Origin of the sequence: Streptomyces sp. NPDC058000 (assembly GCF_042886435.1) — a bacterium.
GTDB lineage: Bacteria > Actinomycetota > Actinomycetes > Streptomycetales > Streptomycetaceae > Streptomyces.
This window is the reverse complement of record NZ_JBHVQS010000010.1, coordinates 131,974-157,277: the sequence shown is the minus strand read 5'-3', so window position 1 is coordinate 157,277 and position 25,304 is coordinate 131,974. Positions and strand designations below refer to the sequence as shown.

The window sequence follows — 25,304 nt, the reverse complement described above, 5'->3', positions numbered from 1 at the left end:
GGGAATTCGACGTGTGTGGCATAGTCGGCTTGGTTGCTTCCCGTTCGCTCGGTGAAGAAGTCTCTGGATGTATTACTTCGATGCTTTCTTCGATCCATCACCGAGGGCCCGACGAGGCCGGCTATTACCTGGACGATGGCGTCGCGATGGGAACGGTCCGACTGGCCATCATCGATCTGGAATCGGGCGCACAGCCCATGTCCGATCCCGGTGAACGTCATTGGATCTGTTTTAACGGGGAACTGTACAACCATGTAGAACTCCGCGAGGAACTCCGGCGGCTCGGGCGTCCTTTCCGTACCAAGTCGGACACGGAGGTCGTGCTCCAGGCGTGGATCCAATGGGGACCCGAATGCCTCACGCGATTTAACGGCGCCTTTGCCCTGGCTATCCGTGACAACGAGGCCGGGACACTTTTTCTGGCCCGCGATCGGTACGGAAAGCGGCCGCTCTTCTACACCGAGCACGACGGCGCCCTGCTCTTCGCTTCGGAGATGAAGGCCTTCGCCGCCTACCCCGGATTCCGGTTCGAGTTCGACGCGCGGGAACTCGCCTCCGTGTACACCTTGTGGGCTCCGCTGCCAGGCCGCACGCCGTTCCAGGGGGTGCGGCAGGTGCCGGCGGGCGGTTTCCTGTCGGTTGAGGGCGGTCGGCGCACCGTGACGCACTACGAGGAACTGCGCGTCGACGGACCGGCGTTCGACGGCGACGAGCGGGAAGCCATCGCGTTCATACGGGAGACGTTGCGCCGCAGCGTCGAGGTGCGGCTGCGCAGCGACGTCGAGGTGGGCGTGTACCTCAGCGGCGGCCTCGATTCGTCCATCGTCACCAAGCTGGCGACGGAGCAGTCCGCACACGAAGTCCGCACGTTCTCCGTCGAGTTCGCGGACCGGACCTTCGACGAGTCCAGCAGCCAGCAGTTGGTGGCCTCCCACCTCGGCACCCAGCACTCGGCCCTGCGCGTCTCCCACCGCGACATCGCCGACTCCTTCGCCGACGCGGTGTGGCACGCCGAGGTGCCCGCCTTCCGGACCTCGTTCGTCCCGATGTACCTGCTGTCCCGGCACGTCCGCGACGCGGGTATCAAGACGGTGCTCAGCGGAGAGGGCGCCGACGAGGCGTTCCTCGGCTACTCGCTCTTCCGCGAGACCATGCTCCGTGAGTCCTGGAACACCCTGTCCGAGGAGGACCGGCTGCGTCGGCTCGCCACCCTGCACCCGGAGCTCGCGCATTTCGGTGCCGCCCGCCGGTCCCATCTGCTGGGCCTCTTCCAGCAGTTCAGCGCCGAGCGCGCCCCCGGCCTCTTCTCGCACGAACTGCGCTACCAAAACGGAATGTTCGCCACCCGCCTGCTCAAGGACCCCGGCGACCCGTTGGAACCCATGCGGGAACTCGTGCGCGGCACGCCCGGATACCACCGTCTTACCGCTGTGCAGAAAGCACAGTGGATCGAGTACAAGACACTTCTGGCCGGATATCTCCTGTCGACCCAGGGGGAGCGGGCGAGCCTCGCCCACAGCGTCGAGAACCGTGCCCCGTTCCTCGACCCGTCCGTCGTACGCGCCGCGGCCTCTGTGAATCTCCGCTACGACGACGGATCGGACGAGAAGGCCATCCTGAAGAATGCTTTCGCCGATGATCTTCTGCAATGGACGCTCAACCGGCCCAAACAGCCCTACCGGGCGCCGGGCAGCGCGGTGTTCAAGGGACAACGGCCCGACTGCCTCGAACTGGTGCTGTCCGAGAACGAGCTGCGCCGAATCGACTGCGTCAATCCCGTCTTCGCCGGAAAACTCGTTTCGAAGATCATGCGGGCACCGGTCGAACAGATCAGCACCAAAGAGGACCAGGCGTTCGTGTACCTGCTGTCGACCGCGATCCTCAACCAGCAGTACGTCCTCGCCGGGCAGGCGACTTCCGCGGGCGCGGCATACGGCCCGAAGCGGGCGCGGATGAATCTGCGGACGACCGTCGACAAGCGGCGCGTAGCCGTCCGGACAGGAGCCGATCGATGAGCCGTCCGATCTCCGACCAGTCCTGTGACGTCGCTGTCATCGGCCTTTCCCTGCGTTTTCCCGGCTCCGACACACTCGCCGGTCTCTTCCGCGAGCTGCGTGCCGGACGATCGCTCATCTCCGAAGTTCCCGAGAGGCGTTGGCTCAAGGAGCGCTGGTTCGGCGATCCGCGCGGTGGTGCGGAGAAGACCAGGAGCGTCTGGGCCGGTTTCATCGACGACGCCGAATGCTTCGACGCCGCCTTCTTCAACATCTCGCCCCGCGAAGCCGCAACCATGGACCCCCAGCAGCGGCTGACCCTCGAACTGGCGTGGAAGGCCATCGAGGACGCCGGGTACCCGGAGAGCGCGCTGGCCGGTACTAATACGGGCGTCTTCATGGGCGTCTCACACTCGGACTATGCCGAGATGATGGAACGGGACGGGGCGAAGATCGACGCCTACCTCCCCACCGGCACCGACTTCGCCATCGTGGCGAACCGGGTGTCGTACTACTTCGACCTCCACGGTCCGAGCGTCATCAACGACACGGCCTGCGCCAGCTCGCTCGTCTCTGTCCACCAGGCCGTCGCCGCGCTGCACGGCGGCGAGTGCGACATGGCGTTGGCCGGTGGCATCAACCTGATCTGGTCGCCCAAGCTGTTCGTCGCCTTCAGCCAGGCGGGCATGCTCTCGCCGACCGGTAGGTCGCACGCGTTCGACAAGGGCGCCGACGGGTTCGTCCGCGGCGAGGGCGGCGCCATGCTGCTGCTCAAGCCGCTGCACCGCGCCGTCGAGGACCGGGACCCGGTCTACGCCGTGATCAAGGCGACCGGCACCAACCACGGCGGCCGGACCAACTCGCTCACCGTCACCAACCCCGCCGCCCAAGCCGACCTCATCGAGGGCGTGTACACCCGCGCGGGCATCCCCGTGGGCAGCGTCGGATACATCGAGGCCCACGGACCAGGCACCCCGGTCGGCGACCCCATCGAAGTACTCGGCCTGAAGAAGGCATTCGACCGCCTGCACGCGGCCGAGGGCACCCGCCCCGTGCCGGGGACCTGCGGCCTCGGCTCGGTCAAGACCAACATCGGTCACCTGGAGGCGGCCGCCGGGGTGGCGGGCATCGTCAAGGTGATCGGTGCCCTCGCCACCCGGACACTGCCCGCCACGGTGAACTTCACCCAGCCCAACCGGCTCATCGACCTCGACGGCAGCCCGTTCTACGTCGTGCGCGACACCCAGCCGTGGCAGGCCCCCGGTACCGCCCCGAACGGCGGCGAACTGCCCCGCCGCGCGGGAGTCAGCTCCTTCGGCTTCGGCGGCGCCAACGCGCACTGCCTGCTGGAGGAGCACCTCGCCGACGACCCGCCGGCCGGTACGCGGGACGGACGCGTAGAGGTCTTCCCTCTCTCGGCGCGAACCGAGGACCGCCTGCGCGCGGTCGCCCGTCAACTCCTCGCACACCTCGCCGCTTCCGCCGACGGCGACGCCGCGTCGCTACAGCCCCGCCAGGCACTGGCCGACATCGCATACACCCTGCAGATCGGGCGAGAGGCCATGCAGGTCCGCCGCGTCATCACCGCCACCAGCCATGCCCGGCTGGCCGAGGCGCTGGAGACCTTCCTGCGGGATAACCTGTCCGCCTCCGATGCCCCCATGGACGGCAGCACGGACGGGGCCGCCACGGCGCCGGACGAGGACCCGGCCGTCCTCCTCGCCGTCGCGCGGGAGTGGCAGGCCGGAGAAACGGTCGACTGGGAGGCCGGGCGGCAGCGTGCGGGATACCCGCAGGCGCGCCGCGTCCGGTTGCCCACCTACCCCTTCGAGCGCGTGCCGCACTGGTACGTGATACCCGAGGAGCGGCGGGTCACCGCCGTCGAGAGCCGCGACGAGCCGCACCCCCTGGTACACCGCAACACCTCCGTGCTCGGTCGGCAGCGTTTCACCTCCGTCTTCACCGGCGCCGAACCCTTCCTGGAGGCGCACCGGGTGAACGGCGCTCGCGTCCTGCCCGCCGCGGCGTACGTGGAGATGGTCCGCGAGGCGGTCGGCCGTGCCGTGGAACCCGACGGGCACGGGCAGCGGGCCGCCGTGATCCTGAAGGACATGACGTGGCTGCGCCCGCTGACCGTCGGCGACGAGCCCGTCAAGGTGCACGTGGAGCTCTCCCGGAACGAGGACGGTGCCGTCGCCTTCGAGGTACGGCAGGGCGCCACCGCCGGCTCCCCGGACACTGTGCACAGCCGGGGAACGGCCGAGGCACGGCTCCTGGCCGAAGCCCCGGCCGTACTCGACCTCGACGCGCTGCGGGCCGCCTCCGCGCCCGCGCCGGTCACCGAGCTGTATGCCCAACTGCGTCGCCAGGGCCTGAAGTACGGGCCTGCCATGCGCGGTCTGCGGGAGATCCGGCACGGTGCGCACGGCGTGCTTGCGCGGATCACCGTGCCCGGCGACCCGGCGCCGCACGACGGTCTGGTGCTGCCCCCGAGTGTGCTCGACGCCGCGTTCCAGGCATCGGTCGCGCTGATGACGGCCGAGGCGCCGGAGCCGCCAGACACGGCGGTGATGCCGTTCGTACTGGAACGGATCGAGATCGCCGGACCGAGCCCGGCCGAGACATGGGCCTGGGTCAGACGAGCTGGGAGCAGTGGCATGGTGGACAAGTTCGACATCGATCTCGCCGACGGCGAGGGCCGGGTGACGGCTCGGGTCCGCGGACTGGTCCAGAGGCCGGGGGCGCCGCTGCCTGCCGCCTCCGACGGCTCGCACGTCGTCGCGGCCGTCACCGGATGGACACCCGTGCCGCTGCCGGAGGGTACCGGCGAGCCTGACCCCGGTACCGTCGTGCACGCCTACCTCGCCGGGGCCCCGGACTCCGCTGCCACCGGCTTCGCACGGCTGCCCGCAGTGGCGCGCACCAAGGCCGCCGAAGGGATCGCGGCCGTCACGGACACTGTCTTTGGCGCGCTTGGTGCGGTACTGAACAGCAGGCCCAGGCAGGACCATCGCTTCGTCGTCCTGGTCGATGACCGTGTGCCGCGGCATTTCCACGCCCCGCTCACCGGCCTGTTCCGGACCGTGGCCCTGGAGAACCCCGTAGTCCGGGGACGGGTCGTCAGGGTGGCCGGGCTCGATGTGGCCGACGCGGAACTGCTGCGGCGCGTTGTGCGCGACGAGGCCGCCGACGCGGTGGCCGACGCGGAGGTCCGCTACACCGCCGACGGCGTACGGCACGTCCGCCGGACCCTGCCGGCCACGGTCGTCGAGGGACCCTCGATACCCCCACTCAAGGACGACGGCGTCTACTGGGTCACCGGCGGCCTCGGTGGCCTGGGACGGCACATCGCCCGGTACTTCGCCCGCCACGATGGCGTCACCGTGGTGCTCAGCGGGCGCTCCGCGTCCGGCTCGGACACCGACGCCGCCCTGCGCACCCTGCGCGACGAGGGCGTCGACGCGCACAGCCTGCCTGTAGACGTCACCTCGGCGCAGGACGTCGAGCGCGCGGTGAGCGCCATCATGCGCGCTCACGGCTCCCTCGACGGTGTCGTCCACGCGGCCGGTGTGCTCCGGGACGGCTTCGCCCTGCGCAAGAGCCACGAGGACCTGCACACCGTGCTCGGTCCCAAGGTGCGCGGCACCCTGCACCTCGACGCCGCGACCCGCGACTGCGACCTGGACTTCTTCGTCCTGTTCTCCTCCGTTGCCGGGGTCTTCGGCAATCCTGGACAGTCCGACTATGCGGCGGCGAACGCCTTCCTCGACGCCTTCGCCGGGCACCGTCAGGCCCTCGTCGAGGCCGGAGAGCGCACCGGTACCACCCTCGCGGTGAGCTGGCCGTTGTGGGCCGAGGGTGGGATGCGCGTCGACGATCTGACCCGCGCGTCGATGCGCGAGCGGCACGGCTGGGAGCCGCTGCCTACGGAGGCGGGCGTGCGCGCTCTGGGACATGTGCTGGCCCACGGTCCCACGCACGTCGTGGTGGCCCACGGAGTCGAGGCGAGGCTCACCGACCCGGCGCTCACGCCGGTGGCGGACGCCGGTGCCGGACGCTGGGACGACACCTCGGTTCCCGCCCCGGCGCCGTCCGGGGACGAGCCCCGGACGGGGGTCCCAGCGGCCCCCTCAGAGGAGGCTCTTCGGGCGGGCGCGGTGGTGCTCGTGACGAGGCTTCTCGCAGAGGTCCTCCAGTACCGTCCCGACGCCATCGACCCCACCGCGAACCTGGTCGAGTACGGCATCGACTCCCTCGCCATCCTCGACATGACCGCGCGCCTGGAAGGGTTGTTCGGCACGCTGTCCAAGACGCTCTTCTTCGAGTACCTCAACGTCACCGACGTGGCCGGATACTTCGCCGAGGCCCACCGGGACAGGCTCGTGAGCCTCCTCGCCGAACAGGACACGGAACAGGCCCCGGAACAGAACGCGGAGCAGGCACCCGAGCCCACCGCCCCGGCGACGGCCATGAAGCCCGCCACGGGCACCACGACGCCCGTGGCCGCGGCACCGGCCACCGGCCCGGCGGCGATCACCGTCACGGAGCCCGCGAAGCCGTCCGCCGAGGCCGACGGCAGCCGGGACATCGCCATCGTCGGCATCTCCGGCCGCTACCCCGGCGCCGCGACCATGGATGAGCTGTGGCAACTCCTGCGGGACGGGCGGCACTCCTTCGAGGAGGTCCCACGCGAGCGCTGGGACCACGACGCCATCTACAGCCGCGACCGGGCCGAGCCGGGCAAGAGCGTCATCCGCACCGGCACCTTCCTGCGCGACATCGACAAGTTCGACCCCCGGTACTTCCACATCTCCAAGCGCGATGCGGAACAGATGTCGCCGGAGGTCCGCCTCTTCCTCCAACTCGGAGTCGAGGCGCTGGAGGACGCCGGCTACTCGCGGGAGCAGATCCAGCGCCAGTACCAGGGCGACGTCGCGGTGCTCACCGGCACCATGAGCAACCACTACGGCCTCTACGGCTTCCAGAACAGCCTGGTGCGCGGAGCCCCGCAGAGTGGCAGCTACAACGCGACCATGCCCAACATGTTGTCGTACTTCTACGGGCTGACCGGCCCCTCGCTCTTCGTCGACACGATGTGTTCCACGTCGTCGACCTGCGTGCACCAGGCCGTCCAGATGCTGCGGGCCGGCGAGTCCAAGATGGTCGTCGCGGGCGGTGTCAACCTCCTGCTGCACCCGTACAACCTGATCACGTCGTCCCAGGAGCACTTCACGACGGCGACCTCCGACGTCATCCGCAGCTACGGCCTCGGCGTGGACGGGACCATCCTCGGCGAGGGGGCCGGCGTCGTGGTCCTCAAGACCCTCGCCGACGCGGAGCGGGACGGCGACCACATCCACGCGGTCATCAAGGGAACGGCGATCACCAACGCGGGCACCCGCAACGGGTTCACCGTCCCCAGCGTGGCCATGCAGGCCAGCGCGGTCAGGAAGGCCCTGGACGACGCGGGCGTCGACGCCCGGACCATCAGCTACGTCGAGGGCCACGGATCGGGCACATCGCTCGGCGACCCCATCGAGGTCAAGGCGCTGGACGACGCCTTCCGAGCGTCCACGGCCGACACCGGCTTCTGCGCCCTCGGTTCCGTCAAGTCGAACATGGGCCACCTCCTCGCGGCGGCGGGCGTAGCCGGCATCACCAAGGTCGTCCTGCAGATGCGCGAGGGCCAGATCGCGCCCTCGCTGCACAGCGACGAGATCAACCCGGACATCCCGTTCGGCGACACGCCTTTCCACGTGCAGCGCCGGCTCACCGACTGGCGCAGGCCGACCACGCTCGTGGCCGGCGGTCTGGTCGAGCACCCCCGGCGGGCCGGGGTCACCTCGATCGGAGCGGGAGGCATGAACTCCCACCTCGTGCTGGAGGAGTACACCCCCGCCCCTGTCCCGGCACACGACGGCGGTCACGAACTCTTCGTCTTCTCGGCGATGACCGACGAAGCCCTGGAGAGCTACCTGCTGCGCTTCCGCGACTTCGTCGCCACGCGCTCCGACGACGACCTCCCCGCCATCGCCTTCACCCTGCGCGTCGGCAAGAACGAACTGCCGCGCCGCTGGGCGTTCCTGGCGAAGGACCGCCAGGACGTCCTCGCAGCCGTCGAACGCTACCTCGCGGGAGACCGCGACACCGCTGCCGCCCTTGCCGGGGACGGTCCGCAGGCCGGGCAGGCGCGGGAGACCGCCCTCACCTGGACCCGCGGCCACAAGACCGACTGGAGCGTGCTCGACGGCGACCGCAGGCCCCGGCGCCTGCCGCTGCCCGCCTACCCCTTCGCTCGGGTGAGCTGCTGGGTCGAGGAGGACCCGGCCGCTCCTTCGGTCGTCGCTCCGCTGGTGTTCCGCCGCGCGCTGCATCCGTTCCTCGGCGAGAACGAGTCGGACCTCCGTGGCCTGCGCTACGGCACGGACCTGCGCCTGGACGACCTACTCGATTACGGTCACCTGCGCGACAAGCGGCGCGCGGTCGTGCCGACGTTCGCCGTCGACTCGGCCCTCGCCTGCGCGCGCGTCTCCGGCTTCGCGGCCGGTGCCCTGATCCGTGATCTGCGCACCGTGGGCCGCGTCGACTGGGAGAAAGCGTCCCGGCTGGTCACCACGTTCGCCGCCGCCGAGGGCCGCGGGTACGGCACTGTCTTCACGCAGGACGACACGGGAGCCCGTACCGCGATCGCCGAGTTCACCGCGCACGCCGGTGACGACGCCGGCACGGCGGACCGGTGGGCCGGTACCGCGCCAGGCGCCGGCGATCTCTCCCGTGAAGCCGTCGCCGTACTCACCCAGGAGCAGTTCCTCGCGGAGCTGGCCGAAGGCGGCATCGAGCGGCAGCCGATGTCCGAAGGCGTGCGGGCGGCCTACTGGCTGCCGGACGGATGCCTCGCGCTCGACGTCACCGAGCCGGACTTCCAGCAGAACCACGTCAAGCGGAACGTCTCGATCGAGCCCGCCGTCCTCGCGGCCGTCGCGCACGGCGCGCAGCTCGTAGCGAAGCGAGCGGGCACGGCGAGGTGGGCGAGCCTGATACCGCACCGCATCGGCGAGGCCGCCGTGGTGCATCCTCCGATCGCAGATGTGGCACGCGTCGTCCTCGACCTCGTCCCCGGCGACGGCGGACTCGGCGGACGCGTCCTGTTGCTGTCCGGCACCGGCCGCCTCGTCGGCGAGCTGACCGACGTGTGGTGGGGCGACGAGGATGCCGACCTGCCCGGACGTCGGACCGAGCGGCGTACCATCCCGTACCCCTCGGCTCCGCCGCGCACATCCGTCTCCGTACCGGTGAGCGCGGCGGCGCCCGCCCCCGCAGGCGCGTCCGCGTCCCTCGACGAGGCCACCGAGGCCACCGCCTCAGGTGAGGGTGCGGTCGGGTTTGTCGCCGGTGAGCTGCGGGGGATCGCGGCCGGAATCCTCGGGTTCGAGCCCGAGGAGATCGAACCCACCACGGGCTTCTACGCCTTCGGGTTCGACTCGATCTCGCTCGTCACCCTCGCCGGGCGCGTGAGCGAACGGTTCGGCGTGCAGGTCAGTCCGGCCCTCTTCTTCGATCTGGACACGCTCGACGCCCTGGCACGACACCTGGTGGCGGAGTTCGGCGACCGGATACCCACCAACTGCCCCCTGCCCCCGGCCCCTCCCGCCGCGCCGACGACCGGCACCGCGCCCCCACGCCCCGTCGGCGCGCAGGAGCAGAGGGCCGATGCGACCACGGCCGCGTCGGAGCGCTCGCCCGAGGCCCGGAGGGCGGCGACGGCTCCCGTCACTGAGGCAACCGGCCCCGGGGACACCGTCGACGGCTCACCGATGCCCGTCGCCGTCGTCGGCGCGGCCGGACGCTTCCCCGGTGCCCGCAACCTCGACGAGTACTGGGCGAACCTGGTCGCGGGCGTGGACTCCGTGGGCACGTTCCCGCTGCACCGTTACGACGACACGTACCGGGCGATCGCCGAGGACGCCGACTTCCCGCACCACGCGGGAGTCCTGGAGGACGTGGACGCCTTCGACGCGGGCTTCTTCCGCATCTACCCGCGCGAGGCCGAACTCCTGGACCCCCAGCACCGCCTGGCCCTGGAGACCGTCTGGAGCGCGCTGGAGGACAGCGCGTACCGCCCCGTCGACCTGCCGGTCGACACCGGCGTGTTCCTCGGCGTCTCGGGCACCGACTACGCCACGCTGCTGAGCGCCCACGGCATCGAGCCGGACGCGTTCACAGCGACCGGCAACGCGCATTCCATGCTCGCCAACCGCCTCTCCTACGTACTGGACGTACGAGGGCCGAGCGAGCCGGTCGACACGGCCTGCTCCAGCTCCCTGGTAGCTGTCCACCGCGCGCTGGAGGCCATCCGCTCGGGCGCCTGCCGCATGGCCGTGGCGGGCGGGGTGAACCTGCTGCTCAGCACGGACACCTTCGTCAGCGCCCATAAGGCGGGCATGCTCAGCCCCGACGGACGGTGCAAGACCTTCTCCAGCGAGGCGAACGGCTACGTTCGGGGCGAGGGCGTCGCAGCGGTCGTCCTCAAACCCCTCGCCGACGCCGAACGCGACGGCGACGCCGTCCTCGGGGTACTGCTCGGCAGCGCCGAGAACCACGGAGGTCGGGCCCACTCGCTGACCGCGCCCAACGCCGACGCTCAGGCCGACCTCGTCGCGGCGGCCGTCGGCGGCACCGACCCGGACACCATCGGATACATCGAGACGCACGGCACCGGGACGGCGCTCGGCGACCCCGTCGAAGTGCGTTCCCTGCGCTCGGCGTTCCGGCGACTCGGCGCGAGCGGCGACGGCGCCTGCGGCCTGGGCTCCGTCAAGTCGAACATCGGTCACCTGGAGGCCGCCGCCGGGATGGCCGGGCTGCTCAAGGTGCTGCTCGCCATGCGGCACGGCGTGCTGCCGGCCACGCTCCACTGCGGCGAGATCAACCCGTTCATCGAGCTGGACGGCGGACCCTTCCACATCGTGCGGGAGAACGAGATCTGGCAGCGGCCCACCGGCCGCGACGGCGCCTCGGCCCCGCGCCGCGCGGGCGTCAGCAGCTTCGGCTTCGGCGGCTCCAACTGCCACCTCGTCGTGGAGGAGTACCTGGACCCGGACACCGGCCGGGCCGACCAGGGCCCGGCCGCGGGCGCGGTCGTCGTCCCGCTCTCCGCGCGTACGGAGGACCGCCTGCGCGACATCGCGTGCAACCTTCTCGCCCGGCTGCGGGACGAGCGCCACACTCCGCTTCCGCTCACCTCCCTCGCCTGGACTCTCCAGGCCGGACGGGAGGCGATGGCGGAACGCGTGGGATGGGTGGTGGAGTCCCACGAACGGCTCGCGCAGGCCCTCGACGCGTTCGTCACCGACGGCCACGTCGTCGAGGGCGGCGCGCGGGGAAGCGTCGAACTGCCCGCCGACGGCGGTGCGCGGCGCCACGCCGGCGCCGGCGCATCCGCCACCCCCGCGACGGACCGGACGGCCGGGTACGACGACCTACGGCAGGTCCTGCTGGACTGGACCCGCGGCGCCGACCCCGACTGGCGGACACTGCACGGAGCGAGCACGCCGAAGCGTGCGCACCTCCCGGGGTACCCCTTCGCCCGCGATCGCCACTGGATTCCCGGCCACCCGCCGCGCCGCATCTCGGCCCCTGCCGCCGGGCGGGCCCCGGCCGTGCCGACGACCTCGGACACCGGCTCCGGCACCCCCGCCATGAGGACCCAGGCCATGGAGACCACCCTGCTCGTGCCCCGGTGGACGCCTCGGCCCCGCACGGCGGCCGAGAGCGCGACTGCCCCGGCACGGCGCCTGGTCATCCTCCTGGAGGAAGCCCAGGCCGCGCGGGACGCCCTCGTCCAGGACCCCGACGTGCGCTGCGTGACCGTCACCTCGCCCAAGGAACGACTCGACGGCTGGTTCCGCGACGTGACGCGCCAGTGCCTGGACGCCGTCCGTGCGGCGGCGGCCGACGAACGTCCGGGCAGGACCCTCGTACAGGCGGTCGTCCCGGCCGCCGGACGGGGAGCCACTGCGTTCGCCCTCGCCGGGCTCATGCGGACCGCGATGCTCGAAGCGTCCCACTTGACCTGCCAGGTCATCGGGTTCGACGAGCCTGGCAAGGGCGGCGCGCTCGGTGTCGCCCTGGCCGCGGAGGCGGGCGTCGGCGACGACCTGGTGCTCCACCGCGACGGCGAGCGCCTGGTCCGTACGTGGGAGGCGGCCCGGGCGGCGCGGCCCACCGCGGACGGCCCGCTGCGCCCCGACGGCGTGTACCTGATCACAGGCGGGGCCGGAGGAGTCGGTTCCGTCGTCGCGCGCTGGATCGCCGAGCGCGCCGAGCGGTCCACTGTCGTCCTGGCGGGCCGCTCGCCGCGGAGCGCCGCGACCGACGCCCTCCTCGACGGCCTGCGGGCCGCCGGCGCCACCGTCCGCCACGCGCGGGCCGACATCTCCCGATGGGAGGAGACACGCCGTCTCGTGGCGGGTGTCCGCGCCGAGTTCGGCCGGATCGACGGCGTGTTCCACGCGGCCGGTGTGCTCCGGGATTCCGCGTTGACCAACAAGACCGACCAGGAGTGGGAGGACGTCCTCGAACCCAAGAGTGACGGCCTGGTCAACCTCGACCAGGCGCTCGGTGACGCGCCGCTCGACTTCCTGATCGCCTTCTCCTCCGGGGCCGCGGTCACGGGGAACCCCGGTCAGTGCGACTACGCCACTGCGAACGCCTTCCTCGACGAGTTCGCAGAGCTGCGCAACGTGCGGGTCGCGGCCGGGGAACGCCAGGGACGAACCCTGTCGGTGGCCTGGCCGCTGTGGGCGGACGGCGGGATGCCGGTGTCGCCCGCGGCCCTCGCCCACCTGTGGCGGAGCCGCGGCCTCGCCCCCATGCCCGCCGCCGACGGAATCGCCGCGCTGTCCCGCGCGTGGCAGCTGGGCGAGGACCGGGTGTGGGTGCACCACGGCCGGCTGTCCCCGGCACCCGCCACGCCGGGCCAGGAGGCTGCCGGCACCGCGCCGACCGCCTCCCGCGAGCGCGACGCCGCGGACAGCCTGCGCCATCTCGTCACGCTCTTCGCCCGTGTGACGAAGACCGCCGTGGACACCATCGACGTGGACCGGCCGCTCGGCGAGACCGGCCTCGACTCGATCATGGTCGTTCAGCTGAACCGGGAACTCGCGCTGGCCTTCGGTGACGTGCCGAAGACCCTCTTCTACGACCTGCCCACCCTGCGGAAGATAGCGGAGCGGCTCGCGTCCCTTGGTGCGGACGCCGCGCGGCCCACCGAGCCCCCAGAGCCTGCTCCCGGACCGGCCGCGGCGGAGCGCAGTGGCGGGCACGGGATCGCAGAGCCGGATGGGGACGGGCGCCGACCGTACCGTCCCGCGACGGCGGGCCGGGTAGCCGACCGGGTGCCGGGGCGGCAGAGCGCCGCGGCCTCCGTCCCGCTGGTGCGCGAGCCCATCGCGGTCATCGGCATGAGCGGGCGCTACCCGCAGGCGGACAACCTCGATACGTTCTGGACGAACCTGCGGGAAGGGCGGGACTGCATCCGCGAAGTGCCCGCCGACCGCTGGCCGTTGACCGGCTTCTACGAGCCCGACCGGCGCAAGGCTGTCGCGTCCGGACTCAGTTACAGCAAATGGGGCGGATTTCTCGACGACTTCGCCGCGTTCGACCCGTTGTTCTTCCAGATCGCCCCCCGCGACGCCTACGTCATGGACCCGCAGGAGCGGCTCTTCCTCCAGGCGGCGCACGAGGTGATGGAGGACGCCGGATACACCCGTGAGACGCTGAGCCGCCGCCACGGCAAGCGCGTCGGGGTCTTCGCCGGCGTCACCAAGAGCGGCCACACCCGCCACGGCGCCGCCCGGCTGCCCTCGGGTGGGACGGTCGTACCCGCCCTGTCGTTCGCGTCCCTCAGCTCCCGCACGTCGTACCAGCTGGATCTCAACGGTCCCAGCATGACCATCGACACGATGTGCTCGGCATCGCTGACCGCGGTGCACGAGGCGTGCGAGAACATCCACCGGGGCGCCTGCGACATGGCCATCGCCGGTGGCGTCAACCTCTACCTCCACCCGCTGGACTACATCGAGCTGTGCCACTCGGGCATGCTGTCGCAGGACCAGCACTGCCGGAGCTTCGGCTGCGGCGGCCACGGGTTCGTGCCGGGCGAGGGAGTGGGCTGCGTCCTGCTGAAGCCCCTGTCCATGGCCGAGGCCGACGGCGACCGCATCCTCGCGGTCATCCGTGGCACGAGCGTCAACCACGGCGGCCGCTCCAACGGCTACACCGTGCCGCGCTCCGGCGCCCAGGCGGAACTGATCCGCGAGGCCCTGGACCGCGCCGGGGTGTCCGCGCGCGACATCGGCTACGTCGAGGCTCACGGCACCGGCACCGAACTGGGCGACCCCATCGAGATCCAGGGGCTGACGACCGCTTTCGAACAGGACACCGACGACAAGCAGTTCTGTGCGATCGGGTCGGCGAAGTCGGCCATCGGGCACCTGGAGGCCGCGGCCGGCATCGCCGGACTCACCAAGGCGGTCCTCCAACTCCGGCATCGGCAGTTCGCGCCCACCCTGCACACCGGGGAACTCAACCCGAACATCGCGTTCGACCGCACCCCCTTCTTCGTTCAGCGCGAGGCGGCGCCCTGGCACTTCGACGGTCGGCCCCGGATCACCTCCGTCTCCTCCTTCGGAGCCGGCGGGTCCAACGCCCACGTGATCGTCGAGGAGTACACACCGCCACAGACCGAGGAGCACCTTCCCGCGATGACCCAGGCATCCGCCAACGGCTCCGAGCAGCTCGTCGTCCTGTCGGCGCGCACCTCGGGGCAGCTCACCGCCGTCGCCGCACGGCTGGCCGAGCACGTCGCCCGCACCGACGCCGACCTCGCCGACCTCGCCTACAGCCTCCAGACCGGCCGGGAGCCCATGAGCGAACGGCTGGCCGTCGTCGTCGCCTCGAAGGGCGAACTCCTCGACACCCTGGACGACTTCCTCACCGGAGCCGGACCGGACCATGACGGCGCGGTCCTCCACCGCGGCACCACCACAGGCGGTGCGGCGGGCCTGGTCGCAGAACTGGCCGACGACGACGTGCGCGAGCTGCTGGCCGAACGGTGGGCCCGGTCCGGAAAGCTGACGAAGCTGGCCGCGGTGTGGGTCCAGGGCCTGGACGCCGACTGGCGGTTGCTGCACGAGGGGAGCGTCCGCCGCCGGGTCGCTCTCCCCACCTACCCGTTCGCCAAGGACAGGTACTGGATCGGGGACCTCGCCCCCGTCTCCGCGCAGAGCGGCGGGGCGGGCCCGGCCGCGCACGCTCAGGAGCCTGTGGCCGCGCCCGTCGCACCGGCCGGGCGGCCGACGGCGGAGACCGAGGCCGAGACCGAGGGCACGCGGTCGCCCGCGGCCGGGCTCCGGGCCGAAATGGCCGGCGTGTCCCCGTCGGCCCCGGAGACGCGGACGCCTGCCCCGGCGCGGGTCGCGCCGAAGAGCACGCGCACGGCGGCCCCCGCCCCGCTCGACGCGGAGGTCCCGCGTGTTGTCCGTGCCGTTCTGGCGCGGGCGCTGGCCATGCCGGAGACCGACATCGCCGACACGTCCGCCTTCGCCGACTACGGACTCGACTCCATCCTCGCCGTACGGGTCGCGCACGAACTCGGCGAGGCGCTGTCACTCGACCTGGACACGGGTGTCCTGTTCGACCACAGCTCGGCCCGACGCCTGTCCGACCACCTGCTGACGGCCCACCGCGACTCCATCGTGCTGTCCCGGCCGGCTGAGGACCCCGGACTCCCGGCAGCCGTGGCACCGGTCACCGCGCGGCCCGAGGCCACGGCAACGGAGCCCGGAACGTCGCCGTCCCAGGCGTACGAAGTCCACGAGGCGCAGGAGGTCCACACGACCGAGGCGCCCGCGCCGTACCCCGCGCCCGCGCCCGCCTCCCGGTCCGTCGCCCGCCCGCCCATCGCGGTCATCGGCATGAGCGGCCGGTTCGCCGGCTCGGACTCCCTCGACGCCCTGTGGGAACACCTGGCCGACGGGGACGACCTGATCACCCCCGCGACCCGCTGGGACATGGCCGCCTCGGGCGACGCCACGATCGCGCCCCGCGGCGGATTCCTGGACCGGATCGACGAGTTCGACTCGCTGTTCTTCAACATCTCGGGCGTCGAAGCGCGCGGCATGGACCCGCAGCAGCGCCTCCTCCTGGAAGAGACGTGGAAGGCTCTTGAGGACGCGGGATACCCGGCCCGCGCGATGGAAGAACGGCGATGCGGCGTCTACGTCGGCTGCTGGGCCGGCGACTACCCCGGAGGCGAAGGCGAGTCCGCGCCCGTGCAGGGGCTGTGGGGCACCATGGGCTCCGTCATTCCAGGCCGGATCTCCTACTTCCTCAACCTGCGCGGACCGGCCCTCGCCGTCGACACCTCCTGCTCCAGCTCCCTGGTGGCGATCGATCTCGCCTGCAAGGACCTGTGGTCGGGCGAAACGTCCATGGCGCTCGCGGGCGGTGTGTTCGTGCAGTCGACACCGCGCCTGTACGACCTCGCGGGCCGCGCCGGCATGCTGTCGCCATCCGGCCGCTGCCACACCTTCGACCACCGTGCCGACGGCTTCGTGCCCGGCGAGGGAGTAGGCGTCCTCGTACTCAAACGCCTTGACGACGCCCTCGCCGACGGCGACCACATCCACGGTGTCATCCGGGGTTCCGGCATCAACCACGACGGCGCCACCAACGGCCTCACGGCCCCGAGTTCCCTCTCACAGGAACGCCTGCTGCGCGAGGTGTACGACACCTTCGGCGTGGACGCCCGGCGCATCGGCATGGTCGAGGCACACGGTACGGGCACCCGGCTCGGCGACCCGATCGAGTTCGGTGCCCTCACCCGCGCGTTCCGCGTCGGCACCGACGACACGGAGTTCTGCGCGCTCGGATCGGTGAAGACCAACCTCGGGCACACGCAGTTCGCGGCCGGGATCGCCGGAGTGCTCAAAGTGCTCCTCGCGTTCCGGCACCGGAGCATCCCGGCCTCGCTCCACTTCGAGGCACCCAACAAGGCCATCGACCTCGGCAGAAGTCCCTTCTACGTGAACACGCGCACCCTGCCGTGGGAGACACCCGCCGGGGTGCCGCGCTGCGGCGTGGTCAGCGCGTTCGGCGCCAGCGGCACCAACGCCCACCTCGTCCTGGAGGAGGCACCTCGGCCCACCCGCGCCCTGCGTGAGCCGAGCCCGGCCCACCTGGTCGTACTGTCGGCCCACTCGCGCGAACAGCTCACCGAGCAGGTGCGGCGCCTCGCGGCACACTGCCGCGCGCACCCGCACCAGGACACCGGGGACATCGCCTGGACGCTGATGGCGGGACGGGAACACTTCCGGTACCGCTTCGCCTGCGTCGTCCGGGACCACGACGACCTGCTCCGCGTGCTCGACGCCGGAACCGGCGGACCCCGTGCCGTCATCGGCGACGCCGGTGCGGGGCGCGTGGCGGAAGCGGCGGGCGGAATGGAGCAGGAGTCCCTGCGCAGGCTCGCCGGCCCCGTGGCCCCCCACACCCTGCGCGCGGAACTGGAGGCGCTGGCCGACCTGTTCGCCGGTGGTGCCGAACTGGACTACGAGGTCGCCTTCGCCCCCGGCTCCCACCGCCGGGTACCGCTGCCCACCTACCCGTTCGCCCGCGTCCGCCACTGGGCCGGCGCGGAACTCCCCGCCGGGACTCCCGCCGCATCCGGCGAAACCGCCCAGGACGCCGCCGCACCGAGCGGATCCGGCCGGGCCCCGGCTGCGACCGACGGGCAGCGGACCCGCCTCACCCTCGGCGACTTCCGGCGGTTCCTGGACGACCACGTGGTCCAGGGGCGCCATGTCCTGCCCGGTGTCGTCTACCTCGAAATGGCCCGGGAGGCGGCGGCGCGCTTCCTCGGCGTGGACCTGGACGCGGCGGTGTGCCTGCGCAACGTCACCTGGGTACGGCCGATCTCGGCCGATGGCACCCAGGCGGACCAAGTGGACCAGGCGATGGCGGACATCGAGCTGTGGGTGCGTCGTGCGCCCGGCGGCGCTGCCTTCGAGTTCCGTTCGGCCGGTGCCAAGGACGCGGTGTTCTGCGAGGGCCGGGCCACCTCGACCGGCGCGTCCCGCCCGCCGAGGACCGACCTGCCCGGACTGCGCCGCGACTGTGCCACCACGGTGGCAGGCGAACGCGTCCACGAGGCGCTGGTGGAACGCGGTATCGACCACGGCCCCGCGCTGCGCGCCCTCCACGAGGCACACGTCGGTCCCGGCACGGTGCTGGCGGAGCTGCGGACGCCCGATGCGGCGCCGGCGCCCGCGGTCCCCTTCCTGCTGCACCCCTCGCTGCTCGACTCGGCCATCCAGGCATCGGTAGCCCTGAACATGGCGGGCGACGGCATGCCGCAGGGCACCGCCGTGCCCTTCGCGCTCGAACAGCTCGACATCTTCGCCGTGTGCGCACCGTCCATGTGGGCCGTCGTCCGCACCGCGGACGACCCGGCGGCGGACAGCCCGCTCAGCCGCCTCGACATCGACCTGGTCGACGACGCCGGAGAGGTGTGCGTGCGGATGACCGGCTACACCGCCCGCCAGGTCACGCAGGCGCCGCCGTCGCTCTTCGCACCCGTCTGGGACGCCCTCCCGGCACAGGACTTCACCGCGTCCTCTCCCGAACACGACGACCACGTCCTGGTCGTCGGCGGCGACGCCGAACAGCTCTCCCGGATCACCGGCCGCTGCGCCCGTACCACGGCGTGGCACCTGCCGCCCACCGCGTCCACTGACGAGGTGGCCGGGGCGCTGCGCGCCATGGACCCGGTCGACCACCTGGTGTGGGCGGCCCCCAAGACCGCTCCCGCGGCGATGGACGCGGCCGGCCTCCTGGGTGCGCAGACCGACGGTGTGTACGCGGCCTTCCGCATGATCAAGGGACTGCTGCGCGCCGAGTACGACCGTAGGCCGCTCGGCATCACCCTGGTCACCCGATGGGCCCTCGCCACCCACTCTGCCGAGCCGGCCTCGCCCGCCTACGCCGGGCTGCACGGGCTGTTCGGCTCGCTCGCCCAGGAGTACCCGAACTGGACCGTGCGGCGAGCCGACCTGGCGGACGACCCCTGGCCCGAGGACCTCATAGCCCTGCCGGTACCTGACCGGGCGGACTCCTGGGTCCACCGCGGCGGCCAGTGGCTGACCCGGCGCTGGGCGCCCTGTGACGTCGAGGGGACCCGCCCGGCCGGCTACCGCGAAGGCGGCGTCTACGTCGTGATCGGCGGGGCCGGCGGTCTCGGCGCCGCCTGGACCCGGCACGTCGTCGAGCACTTCGGCGCCCACGTCGTCTGGATCGGGCGCAGCCCGCGCGACGCGTCCGTGGATGCCGCCCTCGCGTCCGTCCGGGGCCGGGGCAGCGTCCACTACGTGCGGGGTGACGCGTCCGACCGCGCCTCGCTGCAGGACGCGTACGACCGCGTCAGCGCCGAGTTCCCGCGAGTCCACGGTGTCGTGCACGCGGCCCTCGTCCTGCGCGACCAGAGCTTCGCCACCATGGACGAGGAGACCATGCGCGCCAGCCTCTCCGCGAAGGTCGACGCCGTCGTCACCACGGCCGAGGTCTTCGGCGGAGAGGATCTGGACTTCGCTCTGTTCTTCTCCTCCGTCCAGTCCTTCGCCACGACCGCCGGACAGGGCAACTACGCGGCGGGCAGCGCCTTCCTCGACGCCTACGCGCGCCTGCTGGATCGGCACTGGAACTGCCCGGTGAAGGTGATGAACTGGGGTTGGTGGGGGAGCCAGGGCAGCGTCTCGTCGGCGTACTACCGCCGTCGTATGCGTCAGGCCGGCCTCGTCTCCATCGAGGCCCCCGAGGCGATGGCGGCCCTCGACGTACTGCTCGGCGGACCGTACGGCCAGATGGCGTTCGTCAAGCTCACCGGGACGGACGCGCTGACCGCCGCCGAACCGTCGGTGCGTGCGGCCCTGCGCCCACCCGCCGCCGAGCGCGTGCCTGCCCACGCGCTCACCGGGCACGGGACGCCGCGCGAGGAACGGGAGGTACTCGGCTCCGTCGCCGCATGGCGCGAGAACGAGCGCGACCCCATGCTGGGCCGCGTCCTGCGGGCGCACCTCGTGGCCCTCGGCGCGCTCGACCCCGAGGAGCGGGTCCGCGAGGACGCCTCCGGCACCGCCGCCGAGGCGGACGCCGGTGTGCGCTGCCGACGTGCGGGCATCCTGGAACGCTACCGGCCCTGGCTGCGCCAGGCGCTGCGGGTCGTCCCGGACACCGCGCCGCCGCTGCAGACCGTGGAGCGCGAGTGGGACGAACGGCGGCGCGCCTGGTCCTTGGACGCGGGCGTCAAGGCCGAACTGGAGCTGGTGGACGCGACGTTGCGGGAGCTGCCCGGCATTCTGACCGGCGTCAGGCGCCCCACTGACGTCATGTTCCCCCGAGGCTCCTTCGGGCTCGTGGAGGGCTGCTATCGCGACAACCCGGTTGCGGACGCCTACAACCGGGCCGTGCAGGACACAGTCGTCCGCCTGGTGACCGAGTGGCTGAGCCAGGACCGGGGAGCGAAGATCCGCATCCTGGAGATCGGTGCGGGCACCGGAGGCACCAGCGTCGGTCTGTTCCGGGCGCTGAAGCCCTTCGAGGACAGCATCGAAACGTACCTGTACACCGACCTGTCCAAGGCGTTCCTCAACAACGCCCGCGCCACGCACGGTCCCCACGTGCCCTACCTGGACTGCGCGCAGTTCGACGTCGAGCGGCCGCTGGCCGGCCAGGGCATCGAGGAGGGCGGCTTCGACATCGTCGTCGCCGCGAACGTCCTGCACGCCACCGCGAACATCCGCCGCACGCTGCGCAATGCCAAGGCCGCTCTGCGCGACGGCGGTTGGCTGGTGCTGAACGAGCTGTCGCAGTTCGACGTCTTCAGCCATCTCACCTTCGGTCTGCTGGAGGGCTGGTGGCTGTCCGACGACACCGCGCTGCGCATCCCCGGTTCGCCCGCGCTCTCTCCCGACGGCTGGCGTGAGGTCCTGCGCGGCGAGGGATTCGCCACCGTCGCGTCCGTGCTGCCCCAGGCAGCCGAACTCGGCCAGCAGATCATCGCCGCGGAGAGCGACGGCACCGCGCGCCAGCCGGTCCCCGGACGGACCCCCCGGCCACACGTCGCACCGGCCTCGTCTTCCGGTGCCGTGACGGTCTCCCAGACGGACACCGCGACTCCGGCCGATGTGCCCGACCCCGCCGCGACGCCGCATACCGTCGTGATCTCCGGCAACGCCGCGCCCGGCGAGGCCCCGCGGCCGCAGACGCCGCCGACCGTACCGGCGGAGCGTGTACCTGCCGGGCGCGAGCCTGCCCAGCGCGTCCAGGCCGAGCCGGACCCGGCCGGGCCCAAAACCGCCGAGGCCCTCACCCGCCACCTGAGCGAAATGGCGGCCCAGATACTGGGCATCCCGGCGGAGCGGATCGATCCCGCGGTCCCACTCACGTCCTACGGTCTGGACTCGTTGCTCGTCCTGCAACTGACCAACCTGATCCGCGCCGACCTCGGTGACGACGTGTCGTCCACGCTGCTGTTCGAGGTCGAGTCGGTGGACGGCCTGGTGGCGCACTTCCTGGCCCGACGCGCCGACGCGGTCGACGCCCTCGTGGCGCCCCAGCCAGCTGCGGGCAGCAGCGAACGCTGGCCCCTGTCCCGCAGCCAGAGCAGGCTGTGGCACGGACACACGGGCCAGCCGGACGCCCCCACCTACAACACCCCCCTCCTGTTCGAGATACACGGCGCCTTCGACGAGAAAGCGCTGGAACAGGCGTGCCGCACGCAGCCGCGACGCCACCCGATGCTCGCAGCGGTCTTCCGCAAGGAGGACGGCGTGCCCCAGATGGAGATCGACCGGACGCGTGAGATGTCCTTCGAGACCGTGCTCGTCACGGCCGCCTCGCGGGACGAACAGCTCGACGAGCTACGGGAATTGGTCAACCGCCCGTTCGACCTGGAGGCCGGACCCCTCGCGCGGGCGCACCGCGTCACACTCGACTCCGGGTCCGGCGCCCCGCGGCACCTGCTGCTCGTCACGGTCCACCACGTCGTCATGGACGGAACCTCCGCCGCGCTCCTCGTCCAGTCGCTGAAGGACGCCTACACCGCGGCGCTGCACTCCCAGGAGCCCCCCGCCCCTGACCCGGACGAGACAACCTTCGCCGACTTCGTGGCCTGGGAGGCCGCCCTGCTCAACAGCCCCAAGGCCGAGCGGCACCGCGCCTACTGGCTGAGTGAACTGCGCGGCGCCCGCGGCGATCTCGCGCTGCCCCGTGACCACCGGGACACCGCCGGGCTCGCCCCCCGCACCGGCTTCGTCCTCGTCAAACTGACCCCGGACGTCACGGAGACCTTTGTCGCGCGAGCCCGCGCGCACCAGTCCAGCGTCGCCGCGCTCTTCCTCGCCACGTACACGGTCTACCTGCACGCTCTGACCGGTCAGTCGGACCTCGTCGTCGGTTTCACCACGGCAGCCCGCTACGAGGAACGGTTCAAGAACGTGATCGGCCAGTTCATCAACTTCCTGCCGATCCGGTCCACGCTGAGCGGCGAGGAGGACTTCAGCGCCTTTGTCAGCCGCGTCGGTCGGGCCGTCGTCCAGGGCATCGACCACGGCGCCTACCCCCTGCTGGAGATCGAGCGGGCGCTGTCCGAGGAGGAGAGTCGCCCGGTGACCCCTCTGCTCACCACCAACCTCATCTTCCAGAACTTCAACGGGGCGTCCGTGTTCACCGGGGCCGGCGGCGCCGAGGCCGGCCCGCTCGACCTCAGGCCCTTCGACGACCTGCCGGACTGCGGCGAGATGCCGGTCACGATCGAGATCTACCAAGGGCCGGACGGCTACAAGCTGTTCTTCAAGTACGACGCGCACGCCTTCGAGGCGTCCACCGCACAGTCCATGGCGGACGAACTGGGCCGCGTCATCGAACACGTCGCGCACACGGCGGACTTCCGGATCGGCGATCAGCCGTGGCGCCACGCGGACCACGCTCCGGCGGACGCCGACGCACCCGCCGACGACGCCGACGAAGCGCGCGAAGGGGACGAGCACGTATGACAGGCGCATCCGCCACCTCGGCCGCCCGCTGGCTCAGACGGTTCCATCCGATCCCCGAGGAGGGGCCGCGACTCGTCTGCTTCCCCCACGCCGGGGGATCGGCCTCGTACTACTTCAAGCTGTCCCGCGTGCTGCACCCGTCCATGGAGGTCGTGGCCGTCCAGTACCCCGGACGGCAGGACCGCCGCACGGAACCGCCGGTCGGGGACATCACCCGGCTGGCCGACCTCGTCACCGACGAGCTGCGGGCCGCCGGACCACGCCCGACGATCCTGTTCGGCCACAGCATGGGCGCCGTGATCGCCTTTGAGACGGCCCGCAGACAGGAACGTGCCGGAACCGGGCCCCTCGCCCTGATTACCTCGGGCCGCCGGGCCCCCTCGACCACGCGTTCCGGAGCTCCCCTGCTGCACCTGGTCGACGACGCGCGCATCGTCGACCAGCTGCGGGCCCTGGACGGCACGCACAGCCAGATACTCAAGGACGAGCAGCTGCTGGCGATGATCCTGCCGGCGCTGCGCAGCGACTACCGGGCGGTCGAGACGTACACGTACGTGCCCGGACCACCCCTGCGTTGCCCGGTCCTCTCCCTCGTCGGAACCGACGACCCCCAGGCCACGACCGACGAGGTCAGCGCCTGGGCCGGGCATACCGACGGCCCATTCACCCTGCGGGTGTTCGACGGCGGCCACTTCTACCTCGACACCCACACCGACGAGATCGCGGACGTGATCCGCAGCACCACAGGAGGCATGTCATGAGCCGAAGAGAACATGTGGTCCACGTCGGCTTCGCCGACCAGGACGTCTCCCACATCGACTTCGACAGCTACGACGTCACCCTGCTGCTGGACGCGTACAACCACTCGCTCATGCCGCAGCACACGCGGGACCGCTTCGCGCGCATCGGCATCATCGACACCCCCCACCGGATCAACGTCGAGGACTACGACCTGTCCATCGGCCAGATGATCGACCACGTCCGCGAGTTCGCGCGGGACCTCGGCGCGCCCCGAGCCGTCGTCGGCCTGTACGAGCACACCGTGCTGCCCGCCGCCCGGCTGCGTGAGGCGTTCGGCCTGCCGGGAACCGACGTACGCACCGCTCTCCTCACCCGCGACAAGGTCCTCATGAAGGAGGCCCTGCGCGAGGTGGTGCGGGTGCCGCGGTACTGGAGCGTGGGGAGCGGCACGACGGAGGCCGAGCTGACGGAGATCGCGGCGGCGCTGCCGGGGAAGGTCGTGCTCAAGCCGAAGTGCCAGGCGGCGAGTTTCGGCGTGGAGATATTCGACGACGCCGAGAGCTTTTTGCGGCACGTGCGGGACCGGGGCATCGAGGACGGACACCATGTCGAGGAGTTCGTCGAGGGAGACGTGTGCCACTTCGACGGGTTCGTGCGCGACGGTGAGATCCGGTTCCTCCACGCCTCCCGCTACCTCGGCGACTGCTTCAGCTTCCAGTACCGCCGGGAAGACCTCGCCTCCGTAGCCCTGGACGACCCGGACGAGGTGGCGGCGATCCGCGACTTCACCCAGCGGGTGCTGACCACCCTGGGGCTGCGTGACAGCGCCTTCCACCTGGAGGCGTTCCGCACGCCGGAGGGCGGACTCGTCTTCCTGGAGATCGCGGGCCGGTTCGGCGGCGGCTACATCCGGCGCCACTTCGAGGTGGCCTATGAACTCGACCTCATCCGGGAGTCCATCGCGGCCTGCATGAACCTGCCCTCCGCCGTGGACAGGCCCCTCACCAACCTCGACCTGCGCGATGCCGGACGGGGCGTCGCGGGCTGGGTGCACCCGGCGCTGCGGGAGGAGGCCAGATGCAGGGTGACCGAGGTCAAGGGCCCCGACACCTATCCCGCCTCGGTGATCCTCGCCGAGACGCCCGAGGTCGGCACCGTCTTCAACGACGCTCCTGGCCTCTTCGTCGGCAGTGGCCTGTTCATCCTCGCGGGGGAGAGCACCGCGCAGATCGAGCAGGACGCCAGGACGATCATGGACGCGTACGACGTCGAGGTCGAGGTCCTCCCGGCACCGGAGCGGTGACGGTCGACACCGCCGCGGTGATCCGTGCAGTGGGACAGAGGACCCGCCCGGCGCCTCTGTCGCCGCGCCACACCAGGACCCGGCGCAGGGCCCGGCACGGCGACAGACGATCCCTCATCCGGCAGACCACGGCGCCCCTGGGCGCCCGGAACGGAG

The 25,304-nt window shown here is 71.6% G+C and carries 4 protein-coding genes; all 4 read left to right on the top strand.

Going from position 1 to position 25,304, the window contains the following annotated elements; genetic code table 11:
- Positions 1-11 precede the first annotated feature (11 nt).
- From asnB to ACFVT2_RS13580, 4 genes are read left to right on the top strand one after another with little or no spacing between them, the layout of a single operon-like run.
- A complete protein-coding gene (gene asnB / locus ACFVT2_RS13595) occupies positions 12-2,015 on the top strand; it encodes an asparagine synthase (glutamine-hydrolyzing) (RefSeq protein WP_390016317.1) in 2,004 nt (667 codons plus the stop codon).
- Positions 2,012-23,104: an SDR family NAD(P)-dependent oxidoreductase gene (locus tag ACFVT2_RS13590; protein WP_390016314.1), complete on the top strand. Its 21,093-nt coding sequence runs from the start codon at positions 2,012-2,014 to the stop codon at positions 23,102-23,104. The genes asnB and ACFVT2_RS13590 overlap by 4 nt, the downstream gene beginning before the upstream one ends.
- The gene (locus tag ACFVT2_RS13585) at positions 23,101-23,865 is read left to right on the top strand and encodes a thioesterase II family protein (RefSeq protein ID WP_390016311.1); all 765 of its coding nucleotides are present in this window, start codon (positions 23,101-23,103) and stop codon (positions 23,863-23,865) included. Before ACFVT2_RS13590 ends, ACFVT2_RS13585 begins: the two co-directional genes overlap by 4 nt.
- Complete coding sequence (locus ACFVT2_RS13580) at positions 23,862-25,148, top strand: acetyl-CoA carboxylase biotin carboxylase subunit family protein (RefSeq protein WP_390016308.1); 1,287 nt, start codon at positions 23,862-23,864, stop codon at positions 25,146-25,148. Before ACFVT2_RS13585 ends, ACFVT2_RS13580 begins: the two co-directional genes overlap by 4 nt.
- Positions 25,149-25,304: the final 156 nt, after the last annotated feature.

Excerpts from the sequence above, each read along its gene's own strand:
- ACFVT2_RS13585 (WP_390016311.1), top strand. The coding sequence starts at position 23,101 with ATGACAGGCGCATCCGCCACCTCGGCCGCCCGCTGGCTCAGACGGTTC.
- ACFVT2_RS13580 (WP_390016308.1), top strand. The coding sequence starts at position 23,862 with ATGAGCCGAAGAGAACATGTGGTCCACGTCGGCTTCGCCGACCAGGAC.
- ACFVT2_RS13590 (WP_390016314.1), top strand. The coding sequence starts at position 2,012 with ATGAGCCGTCCGATCTCCGACCAGTCCTGTGACGTCGCTGTCATCGGC.